Raw genomic sequence first — 22005 nt, 5'->3', positions numbered from 1 at the left:
TTCCTTTTAAAATGAATAAAGTGGCTAGAATCTGGCATTCAAACCAATAGTATAAGAACGGGACATGGGATATGCCAGGTAGTTCTGCAATTCAGGATCAATTCCCCTGTAAGAAGTAATAATGAAAGGATTCTGCACATTGGCATAGATCCGTAAGCCGCTCAATACATTTTGTTTCGCAATCATTTTTCCGCCGAAAGTGTAGCCCAGGGTGATATCCCTGCACCGGAGGAAGCTGGCATTTTCCAGCCAATAGTCGGAGTTGGAAGCATAGCTGGCGTAAGGATCATTGAGCCCGGTCGGGTACTTCGCATTCACATTATCGTACGACCATCTGTCTTTTGCAATGCTCAGTACGTTCCAGCCAAATTGTCCGAGCTGGGCATATGTGCTGAATGCAGATGCATAATCCGAGTTATACTTCTTCTGTATAAAGCCATACATAAAAATGCTCAGGTCAAAATTCTTATAGCTGAAATTATTGTTGAATCCAAAGCTGTAGCGGGGCCCATCGATGCCCAGCAGTACCTGGTCGGCAGAAGAAATTTTACCATCGGGTTTCCCGGTAAGATTACCGGCATCGTCGTAGCCATTTAAGTCTTTTACCACAATGCCGCCCGGCAGGATGCCCGGCATACTGGCAGGAGCAGCTTTATCGCCCTTATAGATTCCATCGCTGATATAGCCATAGATCCCATTGAACGGGCCATCGGGGGCAATATATTTTGCCAGTGATCGTAAAGCATCCGGGGATCTCCTGACCCAGGAGTTATAGTAGTGCGACAAATTGATCGTGGTGGACCAGTTAAAGCCTCCGGGTGTTACGCTCACAATATTTTTGGTATTCAGGCTTGCATCCCAGCCGCGGCTGCGGGTTTCACCTGCGTTACCCGCCACGCTTGACACCGGGAAATCGGAAGCCAGCGGCACGCTCTGCAACAGGTTCACAATTGTTCTGTTGAAATAGTCGAATGAACCTCCTATCCTGTTGTTAAACAACTGGAAGTCCAATCCTACGTTCACATCCCGTTGTGTTTCCCAGCTTAAGTTATCATTACTCAGCTGGCTGAGGGAAACGCCGGGTAAACTGGTACCACCAAACACGTAAGAGGTATTGGCTGTATAGTAGGAGAATGCGCTTCCGCCGATGTTACTGTTACCGGTGGTACCATAACCTGCCCTTAACTTCAGAAAGCTGATTACCGGGAGATTATTTTTCAGAAAGTTTTCTTCAGAGATGATCCAGGCTGCTGAAACGCCGGGGAATGTGCCCCATTTTTTGTTGGGTGCAAAGTTGGAAGCACCGTCCCTTCTGATGCTGGCAGTCAGAATATATTTATCTGCAAAATCATAAATTACCCTGCCAAAATATGATTTCCAGATACGTGTAGGATTCCTGTAAGAGCTTACGCCGGGTCGTGGTGCGGTACCATAGCCGATGTTATTAAACAGAAAATTATCCGTCGGGAACCGGTCGTTATAAAGTCCTAAACCATCCCAATCGCTTACCTGGTAAGAATGCCCGGCCAATGCCTGGATATTGTGTTTTTCCCCGAAGCTTTTATTATAGTTGATGGTGAATTCTGAAATTTTGGAGACAGAATTATTTTCGTTGATAGATGCCTGCCCTCCTGCGCGTGCGCCATAGAGGAAGGTTTTAGGCAGATAGGCATACCGTTTCCCGGACGACTGATCATAGCTGTAATTCATTTTGGCTTTCAGGCCGGGGATCACCGTCCATTCCGCATAACCGGAAGTAAGGAGGCGGTTGCTTTTGGTATAGTCGGTGATATCCAGGAAAGACAGCGGGTTAGGTGAGTTCTGGTAATCCGGGTTGATGAGATAGTTACCGGCAGCATCTTTGAGCGGCATATTTGCCGGGTAATAAAATGCGGATAATACCATTCCGGAATATTCATTTGCCTGCGTGCCTACGTTGGCATTAATGGCATTGGATCCGGAAGCGATCACATTTACGCCCACTTTTATATTTTCGCCTACTCCCTGGTCAAGACTGATCCTTCCATTGTACCGTGTAAACGCCGAGTGTTCCAGCACGCCCTGCTGATCCAGGTAGTTGCCGGATACATAGTAACGCGTTTTATTGCTGGCGCCGGAAAGGGAAATATTATGCTGCTTTGTATAGCCTTTCCTGGTGATCGCATCTATTGCGCTGGGTAATAAAGCGGTGGTATCGATTTGTGTTTGTGTATACTTTGGAATATAGGGCGTTACGGTGGCCGGATCAGTGCTGCCATAAGGAGCAATCTTATTACTCAGCATCCATTGTTCCAGTCCTATTTTGTTACGTTGCTCCATGTATTCTTTCGTATTCAGGATATCATAAAACTTGATGATGTCCTGGAAAGCGTAGCTTCCGCTGTATTCGATATGAGGTTTGTCTCCTTTACCCTGTTTGGTTGTAATGAGCACAACACCGGCGCCGGCCCTGGCGCCATAGATCGAAGTAGCCGAAGCATCTTTCAGAAAATCGATCGATTCAATATCGTTGGGGTTAATAAAATTGAGCGGCGACCGGTCAACGCCGGAGCTGCCATACCGCGTGTCTGAAGAAGGTTCGGCGGCATTATCGTTAATGATCACCCCATCTACCACGTACAACGCCCCCGGAGAAGCAAACGATGGGTTGCTTCTTATCTGGAGATTGACGCCGGCGCCTGGCTGTCCGCTGCTCTGGATGGCGGAAACACCCGCAGCGCGGCCTGCCAATGCCTGTACCACATTGGTGGAAGCGGCCGTATTTAGTTCAGCAGTTTTTACAGAAGATACCGCACCGGTTACATTCTTTTTCTTAACCGATCCATAGCCAATTACTACTACCTCCTGTTTTTGCTCGATAGCGGCTTTAAGTACAATCTTAAGTTTTGTATTACCATTCAGCGGAACTTCCTGTGTTACCATCCCGATAAAGGAGAAAATAAGTGTACGGGAAGAATTATCAGGCACGTTGAGGGAGAAGTTACCTCCTGCATCGGTGCTCACGCCCAGCTTCGTTCCTTTCACCTGGATAGACACGCCCGGTAACGGCGCTCCGTTTTCATCTGTTACTTTGCCGGAAACTTCCACCCGCAGCGGCGCGGTGCCGGTTGAACCGGCAACATTCCGGCTAACAACAATCACGTTGTCTACAATACTATAATGAAATGGCTGCCCTTTTAAACTCAGCTCCATCACTTCCGGTAACGAGGCGTTATCTACATGGATATCCACTTTCCTGGCTTCTTTCAGCAGGTTAACATCATACCAGAAAGAGTACCCGGTTTGTTTTTCAATTAATGAAAAGATCCGTTTAAGCGACAGGTTGCGCTCATTCAGTGTCACTGACTGGGAACGGGCGCTGGCCGATATTCCCGTGCTGATAACAATTAACAGGACCGCTAGCTTCATAATTAGCAGTTTTTTTATTTTTTTCCAATTAAAAGGGATACTTAAGCTGTTCCCCTCTGAGCGGGGGAATTTTTCTTTCCGAAAAGCCTGCAATTTCATACTTTTGGTTGTTTGGATATTAAATGAAAGATTTCTGACAAGGGAATCCCGTTTAGTTCAGGCGCCGCCGCTTCATCTCGCACATGAAGCGGCATTTTTTTGAACTATTACAATAAGTAGGTAGAACAGGACCATGACTATCCTGAGTACATTATGAAAATTCTGGCTGACATAGCTTTTGGTTGATATTAATTTGTGCTATCGGGATTTAATGATGATCTTATTACCTGTAATTCTGAAATTGATGCCACTCAACTCTAACACCTTCATCATCTGTGATACTTTGGTATTACGGGAAATGCGTCCGTTATAACGGCCATCCGGTAACGGGCCATCATACTCCACATCGAGGTTATACCATCTTTCTACTTCCCGCATGATCTGGCTGATATTTGCTTCTTCAAAAACAAAAAATCCGTTCTTCCACCCCATTACTTCATCAAGATTTACGTGATCCGAAAGCGTAATCTGTCCATCTTTCCCAACAAGTGATTGTTGTCCGGGTAACAGCAGTTTTGTATTAGCGCCCTGTTTCACTTTTACGGCGCCTTCCAGCAAGGTGGTTTTTATATCTGTTTCGTTATTATATGCGTTGATATTAAAATGCGTACCCAGCACGGCTACTTCCATACTTCCGGCTTTACAGAAAAAAGGAACCGGAGCGCCTTTTACTACCTGCTTTGCCACTTCAAAATATACTTCTCCCGTGATCTCCACCCGGCGTTCGTTGTCTGAAAAAGCAACAGGGAAGCGGATAGAAGAAGCGCTGTTCAGCCATACATTGGTGCCATCAGATAATGTAAGTTTAAAGATGCCGCCCCGGGGCGTTGCCACCTTATTGTAGATGGGATCACCGGAGCCGTTTGTTCCGGCAGCATAGGAAAGATGTCCGGGCGCCTTGCTGAGATTAACAGTTCCCTGCCGCGTGATAGCCCCGCTGCCAGCGCTGTCGAGATTCACGGTGTTACCATCTGCAAGTATCAGCACCGCCTTGTTGGCGGCAGGCAATGCATCACCCTGGGGTGGTACATGCGCTGAAACGGGCGCAGTACGGCGGGCAGAGAAATGCGACCATGCCCATCCTGCTGAAACCAATATTAATACGGCAGCAGCAATCTTTGCAAAATTGAAGATCTTAGTTCTTTTGCCAGGAGCCTCCCCCTGGATAATCTTATTATACATGAACTCCCAGTCGATTTCAGCGCCATCCTCAACGGCCCCGGGACCTTCGAAATCCTTGTCCAGTATATTGTTGAACAACTCCCTGACAGCGGGGTTTTCCAGGTAGCGGAACAGCTCCTGCATTTCCTCAGGAGTACAGCGTTTCCGCGTATATTGCTGTAACAGGTACTGCAGCCTGTCATAAGTGGGAATTACCTTTTCTGTCATAAAACGTGCGGGTGGAAATTACTTCCTCCACTATATAGACTGTTGATAAAAGCAACCGTACCGGTTGAATTCAAAAAAAATGTTTTTTTATAAAAAGAGAGATAGCAGGATCCCCATAATCAGCACAGAAGATTCGTACTGGCTACTCATATAGGTCCTGATATAACGGAGGATTTCCACGAGGGAATTCTTAACGGTAGGCACGGAAATGCCCAGTTTCACAGCTATTTCCTGGTTACTTAATCCCTCCCGGCGGCTTAGGTAGTAGATGGATTGCTTCCGGCTGGAGAGGCCGTTAACCGCCTTTTGGATAATATTGGCGGTTTCAGCTACCAGTACTGCCTGTTCGGTATAATCGCCGCTTTCATGGATATTTGCCCATACCTGTTCATGCAAACGCTTGTTCCTTGCCACCCGTGAGAGGTGATCAAACACCTGGTTGCGTGTCATGGTATAAATATACTTTTGCGGGAGCTGGATATTGGTAAGGTTTAACCTGTTTTTCCAGATTTTCAGGAATACATCCTGGACTACTTCCTCTGCATCAGTTCTGGAATGGGTGAACTGGAGAGAGAACGCGAACAGGCGCAAACGGTAGCATTCAAAAAGCTCTTTAAAGGCCAATTCATCTCCTTCAGCAATATGCCGGAAGAGCGCTAGTTCACTGTTTAGCTCATTTTCTTTTTTCATTAAGTTCACTGTACAAGGTAAATTTAGTCCTTTTTTTCTTATCACAAAATTTGCCTTGCAGAACAGATAATATGCATAATTCGCCGGTGACTAAATTTGAAGCCATCCTGATTCACATTACAATAATGGGAAATATTTTTACGCAGGCTTCCCTTTCTTATTAAATTCCAGCGCAAGCGCTACCCAGTAATTAAAATCCTTTTTTGTGCTGAGATGATCCTCGTTTACATATACAAATCCCTTGTATTCCCGTCCTTTCATGATCACGGTACGGCAACCATCTTTTTTAACGGCTTCCGCATGAATAGCGGGATCAATGCGGCACATCATCTGGCCGGGGCCTGCTGTCAGGCACATTTTACCATTCACCATAAACGCAATCCGGCCAAACATCTTCTTCTCTTCAACATGCGGTACCGTTGCGAGTGCCTGCCGGATTTTATCTGCCAGCTTTTCACTGTAAGCCATGAAAATTATTTTGGGATGTTCCTGTCAAAAGTAAGCGTATCAAAGAAGATAGTCAGTGAGTCGAGCTTCCCGTTCTTTGCTTTCCAGATCTCCGCTACATCGCCGTTGATGCTTGCACCGTTGGGAAATATAAAGTCGTAGTTTCCGATCACGCAGGCATTTTCACCATCTACAATCATTTCCTTTACGCGCATCGCTTTAAACGCCCGTGAAAACCTTTTAATAACTTCTATGTAGGCCGCTTTTCCTACGGCCGGCGCCGATTTTGTCATGTCGCCGCCAATAAATCTGAAGTCGTCAGAGATAACCTGCTCCCAGCCTTCTTTCTTAGCAAAACCATTGTAATAAATTTCGAGTAGTTGTTGGGTTGACGTGGAGTTTTCCATTTTTTCTATTTTTAAGAATCAGGAATCGCAATTTTAGTTATTGCATTTTGCAAGTAAAAATAATAAAGTTATTGTAATTTGCAAGTACTTTTAAAATCAGGCGGTATGGAAAAAGTCAGATCAGATTGTCCCATTAGTTGTTCCCTGGATGTTTTTGGAGACAGGTGGTCCCTCCTTATCATCAGGGATATTATGCTCAGGGGGAAATTGTCTTACAGCGAGTTCCTGGAGTCGGAGGAAAAGATTGCCACCAACATCCTTGCTAACAGGCTGAGCGTACTGGAAGCAGAAAATATCCTTTCAAAACGGGTATCGCCGGCGAATAAGTCGAAGTTCATTTACAGTCTTACCCCAAAAGGAATAGACCTGTTGCCCATCATCATTGAAATAATGGATTGGGGGGCAAAGTACCATATAAACTGCCCGCGGAAGGAACTTGGAAAGAAGATTAAAAAAGATAAAGCCGGGGCTATCAAAGAGTATTTTGCAAAGCTGAAGAAGCAGTTTTCCTGATATGCTATTTTGAATAGTTGCATATACCAGGCCCAGGCATATGCCATTTCGGGATAACCCGTATATAAGCCGTAGATAACCCGTACCTGTAGAGATACGACTTATCTATGCCTTATCATTGTTTTTGCTATGGATATGGTAGGTCTATCTCCTGAAACACCCTTATCTGTAGCAAGGATGGCTACCGTAAACAAAAGGAGCCGGCAATACATTGCCAGCTCCTTGATTCATCTTCCCCACAGGGGATTTTTATTTTAACCCTCATCTTAAAAAGCAAACTAAAAAAAGGAGAATTTACTATTAACACCAAATACTTTTTGCCCTTACCTTAGTAAAAGTTTATGCTTATTGAGAATCATCACTTTTAGTAACCCGTATTATGTAGTGCAACCAAAATCATAGTTCGTACCTATTTGCAAACAAGATCCTGTAACATCCTGTAAATCTAAACACGCGTATTATTTCAACCAAATATCAAGTTTCATTTAAAACAACAGAACATGAGAAATCCTCTCCGGCTATTGGCGATACTATCGCTGATACTCCTGATGTTGCCCAACACTGCTTATGCACAGGAACAAAAACTTATTACCGGCATTGTGTTAGCCGATGACGGTAATCCCCTGCCCGGCGTTACCGTCAGAATCAAAGGCAGCAACCGTAACACACAAACAAATGTTACCGGGCAATACCGCATCGCGGTAACTCCGGGAGAAGTCCTGGAATTTTCTTTTATCGGCTATGAAACCCAGAGTATCCCTACAGGGAAAAACCAGACGATCGACGTTAAAATGCTGACGAGTTCCAGCTCCCTTGAACAGGTGATTGTAACGGGTATGGGTATTAAAAAGGAGAAAAAAGCATTGGGCTATTCCGTACAGGACATCAAATCGGCCGAACTGCTGAAAAACAAAGACCCTAACCTGGTGAATTCCCTCAACGGTAAAATTGCCGGCCTGAACATTACTAATTCCGGTGGCGCGCCCGGTGCTTCTGCATCCATTATCATCCGTGGTGGTACCTCCCTGGAAGGAAACAACCAGCCGTTGTTTATCATCGATGGCATGCCCATGGATAACTCCACAGGACAGGGCGATAACAGCGCCTTCGATGGTTCTATTAACCAAAGTACTACCTATAGCAACCGTGCGATGGACATCAACCCGGAAGACATTGAGTCTATTTCCGTATTGAAAGGCCCCGCCGCTGCCGCGCTTTACGGACTCCGTGCTGCTGCCGGCGCTATTGTGATCACTACCAAAAAGGGTACCACCGGTAATGTAGCCGGCTCCGTTACCAGCCGCTATATTACCAACTGGGTAAACCGGCTGCCCAAACAGCAAAGCATCTATAAACAAGGATCCAACTACAGCGGCACCTTTACCGATCAAACAGCAATGTCGTGGGGAAATAAATTTGAACCGGGAGAGAAGATCTATGATAATATGAAAGATTTCTTCCAGACAGCTAATGCGTTTGATAACAGCTTCACCATTTCAGGAGGTACTCCCACCGGCAATTTCTATCTTTCCGGTTCTAACCTGAACCAGTCGGGTGTGGTGCCTTCCACAGACTTCAACCGTTCTACCGTGCGGTTTAACGGTGAACAGAAAATAGGCATTTTTACTTTCGGCGTAAACGCTACCTATGCCCGGAGTGAAACGCAGAAAACACTTACCGGAAGCGGGTTATGGGCCTCCGGTGGTTCCGGCTATATGGAAAGCATTGTTGCCTGGCCACGGAACGATGATATGAAAGTATGGCTGAATGCAGACGGCTCCAAACACAGGCTGCTACCCGATATCCCGCTGGATACAGACATCGACAACCCCTACTGGATCATTAACCGCAATCCGCAGTCGGATAAAACCAACCGCTTTATTGGTTCGGCGTATGTAAATGTAAAAGTAACCAGCTGGTTCGACGCTACCTACCGCCTGGGCATAGACAACTACTATACGCAGCTGCGGAATTTAATTTCTCCCGGCTCCAGTGTTAAAGAGGGCTGGCAAAAAGGGATGCTGTCTGAAACAGACCGGAACTACAATTACATCAACTCCAACCTGATGCTGAACTTCCATAAAACCTTTCATAAAGACTGGGATGCCAGCCTGCTGTTGGGTACTACTACAGAAGACAGCTACACAAAATCCAATTCTGCCCGTGCAGAAAGTTTCCAGATACCGTCGTTTATCAGTATTAACAATGCTGCCAAAGAAAACCAGTACATCAGCCAGGGAATCAGCCGCAGACGGTTGGCCGGCTTCTACGGCGACTTACGGTTATCGTATAAGAACATTGTATTCGTAAGCGCTACCGGGCGTAACGACATTGCCTCTACTCTGCCGCCTCAGAACCAATCGTTCTTCTACCCTTCATTAAGTGGAAGCCTGGTGTTTACAGAACTGATCCCCAAAAACAATATCCTGAGCTTTGGTAAACTGCGCGCTTCCTGGGCACAGGTGGGTAAAGATGCTCCTACCTACCAGACCAACACTTACCTGTTTGGGCCGGAACTCACTATTGGCGGCGGTTTCCGCAACTACTGGTCGAGAGGAAATGATAACCTGAAACCCGAAACCACTACCTCCACAGAATTTGGCACCGAAATGCGTTTCCTCAACGGCCGCCTGGGATTTGATTTCACCTGGTATGTTACCACCAGCCGCGACCAGATCCTGACGCCCCGTGTGAGCAATGCCACCGGTTATATCCTCAGCTCCGTGAACACCGGTACCATTGAAAACAAGGGTATTGAAATATCTATTAATGCTACTCCCATTAAAAAGAAAGATTTCAGCTGGGACGTAATGCTTAATGCTTCGCATAACAACGGCGTAGTAAAATCCCTGCCGGGTTCCCTGCCTATTTTGTATGTAACAGATGTGCATCTCGCAGTTGGCCAGGCTGCTTCCTTTGATGGCGGCGTGTTTATGGGCGTAAGCGGTTCCGTATGGCAGAAAGATGAAAATGGTAACCTGCTGCTCGACTGGAATACCGGCTACCCCATTCCCACCACTTCCCTTACTACGTATATAGGTAACCGTGAGCCCGACTTTCTGGGTGGCTTGAATAACAGTTTTACCTATAAGCAATTTAACTTTTCCTTTCTCTGGGATTTCCGGGTTGGCGGAGATGTGTTTAATGGCACCGACTACCTCCTTACGTCTTATGGCCTGAGTGAACGCACCGAAAACAGGAACAGCGAAATCACCTTCACTGGTGTAGCAAAAAATCCAACCAGTGGAAAGTTTGAACCGGTAACTAAAACAGTGGCGGCTTCAGAAAAATACTACCGCGATGTATATGTAAAGAACGCCCCGTTTTTCCTGGAAAAAGTAAACTGGATGAGGCTCCGTTCTGTGTCCCTCTCCTACTCGCTTCCCAGAACATGGCTCACCGGCGCACGCTGGCTGAGAGACGCCACGGTAACGGCTACCGGCACCAACCTGCTGCTGCTGACCAACTACTCCGGCATGGACCCTGAAACCAGTACTGCCGGCGCCGGCGTAATAGGTTCCGGCTCTTCCGGCATCGACTATTGCGGCGTGCCTGCCACAGCAGGGTTTGCCATTGGTTTAAATCTTAAATTCTAAACGTGCGGAACATGAAAAAAATAATCTTTATCATCAGCTTGTCGTTTGCACTTACCTCCTGTAAGAAATGGGTGGACATCAACGACAATCCCAATAGCGCCAATTCATCTGTACCAACCGCTGAACAACGGCTGCCACCACTCATCGCGCAGTTCTGCGATGCGTATGAAAGCACCGGCACCCGCGCAGCCTATCTTTCACAACAACTGGCTTCTGTATATGTCAGCGGCGGCAGCAACTACAATCTTACTGCCTGGGTATCCAACAGTACCAACATACAGTGGCCGTGGCAGTGCTGGTATGTAAATACCGCCGTGAATGTGACGCCGCTGATCACCGCTGCAGAAAAAGTGCAGGCCTATCATTATATCGGCGCCGCCAAAATCATTAAGGCATGGGGCTTTGGCACCCTCGCAGATGTTTACGGCATGATGCCCTATGATCAGTTTGATGATCCCACTACCATCACGCCTAAATTTGACCAGGCATCCTACATCCAGGAAAAAGTGCTGGCACTCCTGGATGAAGCCATTGCAGACCTGCAGAAAACCCAGGGCCCCACTGCACCGGCACTGGCCAAAGGAGATATCCTCAACAATGGCAGCACCGACAAATGGATCCGCCTGGCCTATGGCCTGAAAGCCCGCTGGTTAAACCACACTTCTGCATTACCGGGTTTCAACGCACAGGCTGTACTGGATGCCGCATCAAAAGGTGCCCAATCGAAAGACCAAAGCGCCGTGATGCAATATGTGGATGAAGGTCCAACGGTAACCTCTTCTGCCAAAGAAGCGTTGCAATACACCAACACGGCTACTACCGCCAGGATCACCAAGCTGTACATGGATTACCTTACCAATAACTATACAGGCGCCCCTAAAGGCATCAATGATATGGAAGATCCGAGAGTAGACCTGCTCGTTCCCAGCACCGCCGACCGGAACGGCGTACTGCATCGTACACAGGGCGTGGATATGACCTCCGGTATTACCAATACAGGCCCGTTGTCATATACCTACAACACCAGTAACAATACTTTTTCCAACAAAGATTCTATTTATGTGATCATGCGTAAAACGCCGTATGCGCCAACAGCTACCGACCGGATACAATCCACCGGCACCTGGTACACCCGCAGGGGCGGCAAAGGTTTATTATTTACCAATGCAGAACTGCGTTTCATTGAAGCAGAAATCCTGATTAAGCAAGCCAAAAACACAGAGGCGCTAACGGCCTATAAAGCGGGTATCCGCGCGCATATGGAGCTGCTGGATATTCCTGCAGGCACCATCGACGCGTTCCTGAACAGCAGCTCCGTTGTACAGTTGCCGGCGTTGCTTACGCTTAGCAATATCATGATCCAGAAATACATTGCGCTGTCTTATTCCCCGGAGAACTGGGCAGACCTGCGCCGGTTAAATTACTGTGCCGATGCCGCCGGTAATTATAGTGAGGCCACTGGTGTTTATAAAGGATTTAAACGTCCGGCACATGTAAACACGCTGTATTATCCAGCTCAAACTGACTGGCCACGTCGCTTTGCCGTACCAAGTTATGAAATCAATTACAACAGCACACAGGTGCTGAATGCGGATCCTACAGCGAGTAGCCCGACGTATATCAGTCAGCCGGTGTGGTGGAATAAAAAGTAGAGGAACGGTGAAGTTGAAAAAACTCAGTTGGTAAATTATTATCCCAAAGCGGGTGTCAGCAATACTTTTGACACCCGCTTTTATTTTGCAGCGGGTTCCAGCAGATCCCACAAATTACCATACAAATCTTCAAATACCGCTACCCGGCCATATTCCTCGTCCTTCGGGGGCCGCACAAAATTGATTCCCTTCTCCAGCATTGCCTTATAATCTCTCTCAAAATTATCAGTATATAAAAAAAGAAACACCCGGCCTCCTGATTGATTCCCCACACTGGCCGCCTGTTGTTCGCTGGCCGCTTTAGCCAGTAGAAGACAACATTCATTTGCACCGGGAGGCGCTACCAATACCCAGCGTTTGGTATCATTGAGGCGGGTATCTTCCACCAGTTTAAAGGATAGTTTTTCTGTATAAAACCTGATGGCTTCGTCATAATCATTTACCAGCAGGCTTATATGGGCAATTCTCTGATGCATACATTGGCAGCTTTCGCTATCCCATTAAGGTACATCATCATCTTTAAAAAACGGTTGCAGGAAAAAGTGCATGATCAATAATCCCAGTACAAAACCAATACCCAGTATAGCCAGCACACTCGTTAACGGTACACTGTGGCACTGACTCGGTATGCTGCTGATCCCCACAAACGACATTTCCTTATTCAGGAAAAGCGCCATAAAACCACTGACCACTGTAAGTAAGATTAGTACAATCAATAGGATCAATAATTTCTTCCGCCACTTCCAATCGTCACCCTGTGTTTTTACAAAGTAAAAATAAACCGCGCCCGCTATCAACACTAAAATAAAAAAGCCGATAGTGAAATAAACAAAGTAAACATCTCCTTCATACTGTGATGCATCAACGCTGCAGGGATCTTTGAATAAAATAGCATAGATACGCAGTTCCCTTTTTACACGCTGCCAGAACGTAAGATACTGTGGGACCGGGGGATACAGGGAAACGGTATCAAGAACAAGTGTATCTGTAACAACAAATTTATCCACTAATGCATCCCAGAGATCCGTAGTGCCGTTATCCGCTCCCAATGTCCAGATGGCAATACCACCCAGTTCATTCTTCATCGCAAAATCATACTTCATCGACATACTGATACCATCATCAAACCAGATCTCTTCTTTTACCACGCCATACTGATCTCTTACTTCTATAAAAAAAGTACTGGTCGTTTCATCGAAGATAGCAACGGTATCAGAAGGGTATTGTTTACGGATATCACTGTAGCTTACATAGCGACTGAATACATCCGGGTTGCCATCTCTTCCCTTTTTCCACACTGCCCCGTAGTAAGGCAATAGCAGGGAAAGCTGCGCGGGTGGAATATCTCCCTGCAGGTAACGGGATACTGCTCCTGTCAAAGACTTTGAAGCATTGCCGTCCATCGGTGCAAGCGGCCCGGCTGTTTCTCCGCCGGCTTGCGTGAAATCAATGATAAAATAATCGACGTAGCTGCGCAGGGCGCGCAGATCATAGTTGTAAGAAGGGTCGTACGGAGGTATAACTACGTTAATTTTAAAATTCTTATTTGCATTTTTTAGTGTACCTGAAAGCGTAGTAATGAAGCTACTGAAAGCATCGCGCTGATGATCCGGCAACGCCTGAAAATAAATAGTAACGCCATCTGCTTTTTGTTGTACTAACAAACGGGCAAGGCTATCCGAAAATAAGGTTTGTGCATTTTTACTTTTCAGGAGGGCAAGTATGTTGCTGCTTTTTTTATCAAGAAAAATAAACTGCAGATTGCATCCTGCTGACAGGGCATCGGGAACAGACCTCACTTCATCCTGCTGGAACGCAGGCTGGATACGGCCCGTCTGGCCATCTACCAGGTATCCCAGGAAACTGTAAGTACTCAGCGCGTTAAAATTATACGTGGTATATGCCTGCTCCATCCAGTAGGGCTGGATACCCATTACATTTATTTTTTGCGAGAGGCGGACCAGGTAACGCGCACCGAGGCTGTCGCTCAATCGTAAGGTATCCACCTGATCGGGTGGCCGTCCGTACAAAGACCGGATAGCGGTGAGATGCGCGGCTTTGGTATTCTCCGCTTCCTGTTCCTCACTCTTCTTTTGCAGAATCGGCATCATTTTATCCACCAACGCATCAAGGTCGGTTCCGGGTACTGGACTATCCGGTTCCTGCACCGGTTTTTTACTGCTGGTATCTGTGTCCGGACTTGCAGGTTGTGAAGCATGACTTGATGCAATGGTATTAAGCAACGCCATCAATGAATCGAATTGCTGGTTCTCTCTTTTGGTTAATGCTTCATTTAATTTTCGTATGTCATCCTTACTAACTACCAGTGAATCCGTTAACGTTTGGTTGATGATATATAAAACGCGGGCGCGCTCGCGCGCGTGAGCATTATGTCGGAAGCGAAATACTTTTAAAATGCGTTGTATAAGTTTAGCATTCACCGCAGTATCCGATGGCACCTTCGGAGGCTTCGGCAATTTCGGCACTGGTGGCGGCTTTGGCGGCTTCGGTAATTTAACGGGAGATTCCTGGAAATAATGGCGCACACTACTGTTGTTGCCGTATACGGTACTGTTGCAATGAAAAAAAACGAGGAATGCAATTATTAGGGCGGTTATTTTTTGAGCGGGAGTCATCAGGATATTTAGATAATAAAAGATAGAAAAATATTTTTTCAAATAAAAATATTTAAATCGCTTTTTTGAATTTATATTGTGACATCAACTTGAAAACTCAATTCCATTTCTCAAAATAACGAACATCTTTCAGCCCGGAAATTTACAGGACAGTACACATCACACGGTAAGCATTAAATACTAATCCAATGATCTATGAGGCCCTTAGCTGTGTTACAGAAGACATCAACAATAACCTGAAGCGAAAATTACAGATTAACGAAGATAAGGTGATACTTTCCGGTATTGTAAACCAGGATGGATCCGTAGCGATACAAGGCGAAAACAAAATGCTTGTAACGCTTGTCAATGTTGAAAAAGAGACAGCAAGAACATCCGTTTCAAATACCGGCGCTGGTATGTATAACACTTCAGCAGCGGCGGTATCCGTGAACCTCTATGTATTATTCTCTGCTTACTTCAGCAGCAATAACTACGCGCAGGCTTTAAGATTTCTTTCCTACACCGTTGCGTTCTTTCAATCGAAAAATACCTTTACCGCACAGAATACACCCGCGTTAGATGCTGGCATCAGCAAGCTTGCCTTTGAACTGGAAAGCCCTGGGGCCGACAGGCTAAACAACATGTGGGCCACGCTGGGCGCCAAGTACATGCCATCCGTATTGTACAAGGTGCGCATGCTTACGTTCGACGATTCAATCATCAAAGAGTACAGGCCAGCTGTTGCGGGCACTGCCGGAGAAATGTTACCGGCGAGATAAATTGTTATCCTTAGCTAGTTGAAAAATATGAATGAAACAGCAATATGAAATACTGACTACTATCCGCTATCGTCATGATTTTTTCCAGGCGCTATCCTACGAAGGCATTGGCATCCGCATGTCTGCCGCTACCGGAAAACAGTTACTGAATGCAGATCTGATGCTTAAACAACAGGCATCCGGGTTCTTGTTACTATACAATACCCTGGGCGCTGGAAAGCGCAACAGGAGCGACTTACTGCGGGATAACACCACACTTACCTTTGAGGTAATACTGAAAGATCCCTTGTTTTATAACTATACCGCCATTGATGCCGCCGATATTTCCACACAGTGTTTTGTGTTTGGTAATGATGCCGCCAATGCGCCGGGCGTTTTACACCGGTATCCTTATGCCGATGCAGCAGACCTGCGCGGAACAGCTACTTTGCAGGAAACATTTTTCACCAAACCGTTCGGATTACTGACGCTGGTGCTGAATGAATCTCTACAGGATAACTACGACATCCGGTTTCAGGCCAGAAGCTCCTACTGGTGCTATTACCTGATGAGTGAACAGCTGGCAGCGCTCCCGCACCCGGTGATCCTGAACAACAATGGCGTCTCCTGTTTCAGCGAACCACTGCTGGCAGCGCTTCCGGAGAGGAACAAAGTACCCGTACTGGTATCCAATGAGCCTATTACACTTTCAGATAGGACTCCTGACGTATTAAAACTGGCGGACAGGCTGCCAGACGAAAGTAACAAACACAAGATCATCATCTCCCAGCTCCCGTCACCGGAAATCAACAGGATCTCTGCTGCAGGAAGATCATGGCATACCAATGGAAAAACGTACTCGGAAATATTTTTATACTAAACAAAAAAACACCTAATATGGCATCAACCTTCATGACCCCCGGGGTTTATATTGAGGAGAAAAATGCGTTCCCCAGTTCCATTACCGCTGTGGAAACTGCAGTGCCTGTGTTCATAGGCTATACGCAGAAAGCAGAAAGGAATGGTAAATCCCTTATCCACAAGCCTACCAGGATCACGTCCTTTGCGGAGTACCTGGAATACTTTGGCAGCGAGTTCAAACCTAAATTCACACTGGCGGATGCAGACCCCAAAGTGAAGCAGGAAACCTTCAACATCAACGGAAAACCCACCGTAGTGCAGATCAAGGACAACAACACGGCTTACTTCTACAACAGTATCCGTTTGTTTTTCGGCAACAGCGGGAGCCTCTGCTACATCCTGTCGGTAGGCACTTACGGCCATTCTGCAGATGGCCTTACCATTGCGGCAGATGATTTCATTGGCTCAGACACCAAGCCCAATGTATTTACCCTGTTGGAAAAAGAAGCAGAACCTACGCTGATTGTAATGCCCGACATCATTGCACTGGGGGCAGATGCCTATACCACGGTGTACTCGCAGGTGCTACAACATTGTGCGGACATGCAAAGCCGCTTCGGCATCTTCGACCTGGTAAAACAAAAACCGTCGGATGTGCTGGAAGAGGTAATAGGCGCCTTCCGTGACCAGATTGGCGTAAATTCACTCAACTACGGCGCGGCCTATCACCCCTGGCTGAAAACCACTATTGTACAACCGGATGAAGTGGATTTTGAAAACCTCGATGCCACCGTTGACCTGGAGAAATTATTACCTGAACCTGCTGCTGCACAAATCATCACCAAATACAAAACCAACGCCACACCTGATAAGAATACGAAAAAGAATTTCCATCAGTCGCTGAAGGCTGCCAGTCCCACGTACGTGCATATCCTGGAGGAAGTGCGTTCACAGATGAATGAACTACCGCCAAGCGGCGCCCTGGCAGGCATCTACACGCTGATTGATAATTCACGCGGCGTATGGAAAGCTCCTGCCAATGTATCGGTGAACATGGTAACAGCTCCTACGGTTAACATCTCCGGAGAAGAACAAAAAAACCTCAACGTGGATATCATGGCGGGAAAATCCATCAACGTGATCAGGCCATTTACAGGCGTAGGCACGCTGGTATGGGGTGCGAGAACACTGGATGGTAATAGTCTCGACTGGCGTTATATCAACGTAAGACGCACGCTCATCATGATTGAGCAGTCGGTAAAACTGGCTACCCGCGCTTATGTATTTGAGGCCAATGATGCCACTACGTGGATCACTGTAAAAAGCATGATCAACAACTTCCTGCAAAACCTCTGGAAACAGGGCGCGCTGGCTGGCGCAGCACCAGAGCAGGCTTTCGATGTACAGGTGGGGCTTGGTACCACTATGACACCGCAGGATATCCTGGAGGGCAGAATGCTGATCACCGTGAAGGTAGCGCTTACACGTCCTGCTGAATTTATCATCATCACTTTCCAGCAGCAAATGCAGGAATCTTAACCAGCAACTAAAATTTATTCAATAACTTTTAAAACTTGCAATTATGGCAGATGACGGCTCCACCCAATCACAGGCCACCTGGCCTATGGTAAAGTTTTCTTTCAAAGTCATGTGGGATGGCAAAGAGATCATATTCCAGGAAGTAACCGGGCTTACTTCCGAAACACAGGTAATAGAATACCGTGGCGGCAGCAATCCTGTATACTCGGTAGTAAAAATGCCGGGGATCGCCAAGTTCAATAATATCACCCTGAAGAAAGGCATCTTCAAAGGAGATACTACCCTGTGGGATAATTATGATCTCATCAAAATGAATACCATCAAGCGTTCCACCATCGTGATCAGTTTGCTGGATGAAACCGGGCAAACGGCTATGAACTGGACACTGACCAATGCGTTTCCCTGTAAAATGACCGTTACCGATATGAAATCCGACGCCAATGAAGTGGCGGTGGAAACAATGGAAGTAGCGCATGAAGGACTGCATTTAACCAAATAAAAAACGGACAACGGGTAGCGAAGCCGCAGGAATGACTTCGTTATCCGTTACTCCGCTTATTCATGGATTCAAATAAATTGTCATGCCTATTCCACCACCACCACCGTCCTCCGCACAAACGCCCTTTTACCCGCCCGTAGGATTTTACTTCCGGGTAATGGTGCCGGGTATTACCGGCGGCAATGAAGGCAACTTCCAGGAAGTAAGCGGGCTAACCGCTACCATTACGCCGCTGGAAGTAAAGGAAGGAGGTGAAAACAGGTTTACCCACCGTCTTCCGCAGGCGCCCAAATATGGTAACCTGGTGCTTAAAAGAGGCATGCTAACCGGCTCACCACTGATACGCTGGGCGCAGAACAGTATTAATCTTTTTACGTTTTCGCCGGTAGCGGTAGTAGTAAGTTTGATGAATGCCAACCGCGGATTGGTGGCCTCGTGGCAATTTGTAAATGCATATCCCGTAGCATTGAAAGTATCAGAATTCAAAGCGCAGGAAAACGTTATTGCCCTCGAAACACTGGAACTATGCTATGATTATTTTCAACAAATCAGTTAGTTATGCCTTTGGAAATAAGAGAACTGGTGATAAAAGTCACCATAGAAGAACATCCCCCGCAGGCAACCCACCACACCGGCGTGAAAGACCTGCAAGCCCTGAAAGATAAGATAGTGAGGGAATGTATGGATAAATTAATTACCAGTATAGAGAACTTACCCGCAAGATGAACCCTACAGGAGGACCCACCAAATTATTACTGGCCGGCTACGCAGATGCGGAAGCCACAGAGCTGATCGATAGTGTATCTGCCGTGATCAACCCGGATAACTATACGCTCAACTATACGATCAATTATAAAAATACGGATGAGCAGGGCGCAGTAGCGCCCACACAGATCTTCAGCAGCATGGAGTCGGGCAACTTCGACCTGGAACTGCTGGTAGATGGAACCGGCGTAATCCCTATTCCCGGCGGATTAACAGTAGATGCCTATATCGAAAAAGTGATGAACATCGCGTATAACTACCAGGGAACAGATCACCGCCCCAACTACCTGCGCATCAGCTGGGGAAACACCAGCTTTACAGGCGTATGTAAAAATATCAATATCAAGTACAGCCTGTTCAGTACTACCGGCGTGGCATTGCGTGCCGTGATCAAACTTACCGTGATTGAGTCGGTAGCCTTTGCAACGAAAATAAAAGAATCCGGCGTATCATCACCGGACCTTACACATATGCGGACCGTACTGGCCGGCGATACCCTTCCCTTAATGACCTATCGTATTTACGGTGAACCGGGGTATTACATGGAAGTAGCCAGGGTAAATGGTTTGAACAGCATCCATGATATTAAACCCGGCGACGGACTCTATTTCCCCCCGCTAAAGAAATAAATACTTATGGCAGCAGTTGTACCTATCAATATAGCAGATCCTACCCTGCAGTATACCATCACGGCAAACGGCACCGCCGTGCAATACACGTACCCTGTTATATCTGTAACGATACATCATGAATTGAACCGGATCTCCTGGGCAGAAATCATGTTATCGGATGGCACCACGGCGAAAGCATCCACCGGTGTGATCGGCGATTTTCCTGCCAGCGACAGCGACAGCTTTTTACCCGGCAACACGGTTACCATTACTGCCGGTTATGGCAATACCGGTGAAGAACTTATTTTCACCGGCGTAGTGGTGAAGCAGTCGATACAGGCCACCGATCAGGGTTTTCACCTGATCGTCACCTGCAAGCACAGCGCCGTACAAATGACCATCACAAAAAAAGATGCAGTCTTTATAAACCAGACAGACAGCGCCATCATGTCTACCACCATTAGTAATAATGGATTGAGTGGAGATATACAAAGCACCAGTGCTCTCAATGAACTGGTATTTCAGAAGTTTTGCACCGACTGGGATTTCCTGTTATCACGCGCGGAGTTTAACGGCTTCGTGGTATCACTGGTAGGCGCACAAATAGTGGCGGCCCCGCCGGTGGTAAGCGGAGAGCCGGTAGTATCAGTGGCTTTCGGCGAATCACTGATCAACTTCAACGCCTCTGTGAGCGCAGAAAAACAGGTGCCTTCCCTCACCGCTGCTGCATGGGATCCGCAAACACTGGCCATGATCACTGCTACTGCCGCGGAACCGGGGCTGAATGCGCAAGGCAACCTGGAAGCTACCACACTCGCTTCCGCACTGCATCAAACACCACTGCAACTGGTATCCAACTCACCGCTGGCGCAGGAGAGCTTACAGTCGTGGGCCAACAGCACCTTGTTGCGTATGCGCCTGGAATCTATCAGCGGACAGGTGTCCTTCATGGGCAATGCCACCGTATGGCCCAATACATTGATCACTTTAGCCGGCGTAGGTTCGCGCTTTAACGGTAACGCCTATGTGTGGGCCGTAACGCATACGCTCAAGGAAGGCGTGTGGAATACCAACGCAAAGTTTGGGTTGAACAGCAAACCTATTTATGAAAGGGAAAACTTTTCCTACTCGCCTGCAAACGGGCAGTTGCCGGCTATACAAGGACTTCAGCTGGGCACCGTAGTAGCCATTTCACAGGACCCTGGCGCAGAGTACCGCGTGCAGGTGATGCTGGCTACCACGGCTACCGGTCAACAAGGCACCTGGGCCCGGCTGTCTACTTTCTACGCCACAGAAAGTGCGGGCGCTATCTTTTTCCCGGAAGTAGGCGACGAAGTAGTAGTGGCTTTTATAGAGAATGATCCGCGTTACCCGGTCATCATCGGCTCCCTGTACGGTAAGATGAAAACGCCGCCGGTGATACCCGCAGACAATAACAATTACATCAAAGCGCTGTATACCAAAAGCCAGCTGAAAATTACGTTTGATGATGAGAACAAAATCATCACCGTGATTACGCCGGGAGGCAACAGCATTGCACTGAACGACATGGCGCAGGAAATAGTGATCCAGGACCAGAGCAGCAACAGCATCACGATGGCGCCGGCAGGCGTTACCATTAACAGCGCCAGCGATCTTACGCTGCAAGCCACGGGGCAGCTCAAACTGAATGGCATGGCCGTGAATGTTGCCGCCACCACAGCACTGGAAATGAGTGGCGCCACGCTTTCCATGTCGGCGGATACTACGCTCAGCGCCACGGGGAACGCATCTGCCACCCTCTCTTCTTCTGCCTCCACTATCATACAGGGAGGCGTGGTAATGATTAATTAAAACTTAAAAACAACTCATGGGACAACCAGCCGCAAGGATCACAGATATGCATGTATGCCCGCTCATCACACCGGCGCTGCCACCGATTCCGCATGTAGGCGGCCCGATAGTAGGACCCGGCATGCCCACCGTATTAATCGGCGGACTGCCCGCTTCTGTAGCAGGTGATCTGTGTACCTGCGTAGGGCCGCCGGATTCGGCTATCATGGGATCGTTCACGGTACTGATAGGCGGGCGGCCCGCGGTACGTATGGGTGATAGCACCGCCCACGGCGGCGTAATAGTATTAGGATGTCCAACGGTATTAATAGGAGGTTAAC

The 22005-nt window shown here is 47.2% G+C and carries 20 protein-coding genes; 13 read left to right on the top strand and 7 right to left on the bottom strand.

What is annotated here, in order from left to right; all coding sequences use genetic code 11:
• Positions 1–24: 24 nt before the first annotated feature.
• From V7S65_RS06620 to V7S65_RS06600, 5 genes are all read right to left on the bottom strand, one after another.
• Entirely contained in the window at positions 25–3408 is a 3384-nt protein-coding gene (locus V7S65_RS06620; protein WP_336388790.1) for a TonB-dependent receptor, read from the bottom strand.
• A gap of 297 nt (positions 3409–3705) precedes the next feature.
• Positions 3706–4896 (bottom strand): FecR family protein, encoded by a 1191-nt coding sequence (locus V7S65_RS06615; protein WP_336388791.1) that lies wholly within the window; start codon positions 4894–4896, stop codon positions 3706–3708.
• 87 nt (positions 4897–4983) lie between these two features.
• On the bottom strand, positions 4984–5586 hold the full coding sequence (locus V7S65_RS06610; RefSeq protein WP_079467620.1) for an RNA polymerase sigma factor: 603 nt from the start codon (positions 5584–5586) through the stop codon (positions 4984–4986).
• 138 nt (positions 5587–5724) lie between these two features.
• Positions 5725–6054 carry a TfoX/Sxy family protein gene (locus V7S65_RS06605; protein WP_336388792.1) on the bottom strand — a complete coding sequence of 110 codons (330 nt, stop codon included), beginning with the start codon at positions 6052–6054 and terminating at the stop codon, positions 5725–5727.
• A gap of 5 nt (positions 6055–6059) precedes the next feature.
• Positions 6060–6440: a nuclear transport factor 2 family protein gene (locus V7S65_RS06600; protein ID WP_336388793.1), complete on the bottom strand. Its 381-nt coding sequence runs from the start codon at positions 6438–6440 to the stop codon at positions 6060–6062.
• A 105-nt stretch (positions 6441–6545) separates the two neighbouring features.
• Here V7S65_RS06600 and V7S65_RS06595 point away from each other — a divergent pair, with 105 nt between their 5' ends.
• The 3 genes from V7S65_RS06595 to V7S65_RS06585 all read left to right on the top strand — a co-directional run bounded on the left by V7S65_RS06595 (position 6546) and on the right by V7S65_RS06585 (position 12201).
• Positions 6546–6953: a winged helix-turn-helix transcriptional regulator gene (locus V7S65_RS06595; RefSeq protein WP_079467623.1), complete on the top strand. Its 408-nt coding sequence runs from the start codon at positions 6546–6548 to the stop codon at positions 6951–6953.
• 500 nt (positions 6954–7453) lie between these two features.
• Entirely contained in the window at positions 7454–10549 is a 3096-nt protein-coding gene (locus V7S65_RS06590) for a SusC/RagA family TonB-linked outer membrane protein (protein ID WP_336388794.1), read from the top strand.
• Between the two features lie 11 nt (positions 10550–10560).
• A complete protein-coding gene (locus V7S65_RS06585) occupies positions 10561–12201 on the top strand; it encodes a SusD/RagB family nutrient-binding outer membrane lipoprotein (protein WP_336388795.1) in 1641 nt (546 codons plus the stop codon).
• 80 nt (positions 12202–12281) lie between these two features.
• Here the strand turns inward: V7S65_RS06585 and V7S65_RS06580 are convergent, their stop codons facing one another.
• On the bottom strand, positions 12282–12677 hold the full coding sequence (locus V7S65_RS06580; RefSeq protein ID WP_336388796.1) for a VOC family protein: 396 nt from the start codon (positions 12675–12677) through the stop codon (positions 12282–12284).
• A 24-nt stretch (positions 12678–12701) separates the two neighbouring features.
• On the bottom strand, positions 12702–14450 hold the full coding sequence (locus tag V7S65_RS06575; protein ID WP_336388797.1) for a glycosyl hydrolase family 18 protein: 1749 nt from the start codon (positions 14448–14450) through the stop codon (positions 12702–12704).
• Positions 14451–14616: 166 nt separating this feature from the next.
• Between V7S65_RS06575 and V7S65_RS06570 the strand changes: the two genes are divergently transcribed.
• The 10 genes from V7S65_RS06570 to V7S65_RS06525 all read left to right on the top strand — a co-directional run bounded on the left by V7S65_RS06570 (position 14617) and on the right by V7S65_RS06525 (position 22004).
• A complete protein-coding gene (locus V7S65_RS06570) occupies positions 14617–14739 on the top strand; it encodes a hypothetical protein (protein WP_262488086.1) in 123 nt (40 codons plus the stop codon).
• Positions 14740–15025: 286 nt separating this feature from the next.
• A complete protein-coding gene (locus V7S65_RS06565; RefSeq protein WP_079467627.1) occupies positions 15026–15598 on the top strand; it encodes a DUF4255 domain-containing protein in 573 nt (190 codons plus the stop codon).
• 31 nt (positions 15599–15629) lie between these two features.
• Positions 15630–16457 (top strand): hypothetical protein, encoded by an 828-nt coding sequence (locus V7S65_RS06560; RefSeq protein ID WP_336388798.1) that lies wholly within the window; start codon positions 15630–15632, stop codon positions 16455–16457.
• 17 nt (positions 16458–16474) lie between these two features.
• Complete coding sequence (locus tag V7S65_RS06555; protein WP_079467629.1) at positions 16475–17977, top strand: phage tail sheath family protein; 1503 nt, start codon at positions 16475–16477, stop codon at positions 17975–17977.
• A 43-nt stretch (positions 17978–18020) separates the two neighbouring features.
• On the top strand, positions 18021–18476 hold the full coding sequence (locus V7S65_RS06550; RefSeq protein WP_079467630.1) for a phage tail protein: 456 nt from the start codon (positions 18021–18023) through the stop codon (positions 18474–18476).
• A gap of 82 nt (positions 18477–18558) precedes the next feature.
• Positions 18559–19032: a phage tail protein gene (locus tag V7S65_RS06545; RefSeq protein ID WP_079467631.1), complete on the top strand. Its 474-nt coding sequence runs from the start codon at positions 18559–18561 to the stop codon at positions 19030–19032.
• A 2-nt stretch (positions 19033–19034) separates the two neighbouring features.
• Entirely contained in the window at positions 19035–19202 is a 168-nt protein-coding gene (locus V7S65_RS06540; RefSeq protein WP_159454144.1) for a DUF5908 family protein, read from the top strand.
• Positions 19199–19870: a CIS tube protein gene (locus tag V7S65_RS06535; RefSeq protein WP_079467632.1), complete on the top strand. Its 672-nt coding sequence runs from the start codon at positions 19199–19201 to the stop codon at positions 19868–19870. The genes V7S65_RS06540 and V7S65_RS06535 overlap by 4 nt, the downstream gene beginning before the upstream one ends.
• 6 nt (positions 19871–19876) lie before the next feature.
• On the top strand, positions 19877–21685 hold the full coding sequence (vgrG, locus tag V7S65_RS06530; RefSeq protein ID WP_336388799.1) for a type VI secretion system tip protein VgrG: 1809 nt from the start codon (positions 19877–19879) through the stop codon (positions 21683–21685).
• A gap of 16 nt (positions 21686–21701) precedes the next feature.
• A complete protein-coding gene (locus V7S65_RS06525) occupies positions 21702–22004 on the top strand; it encodes a PAAR domain-containing protein (protein WP_079467634.1) in 303 nt (100 codons plus the stop codon).
• Position 22005 lies beyond the last annotated feature (1 nt).

Origin of the sequence: Chitinophaga sp. CCNWYY40, assembly GCF_037483205.1 — a bacterium.
GTDB classification, from domain to species: domain Bacteria; phylum Bacteroidota; class Bacteroidia; order Chitinophagales; family Chitinophagaceae; genus Chitinophaga; species Chitinophaga ginsengisegetis.
Note: the sequence above shows the minus strand (reverse complement) of the source record. Positions and strands in the feature narration are given on the sequence as shown.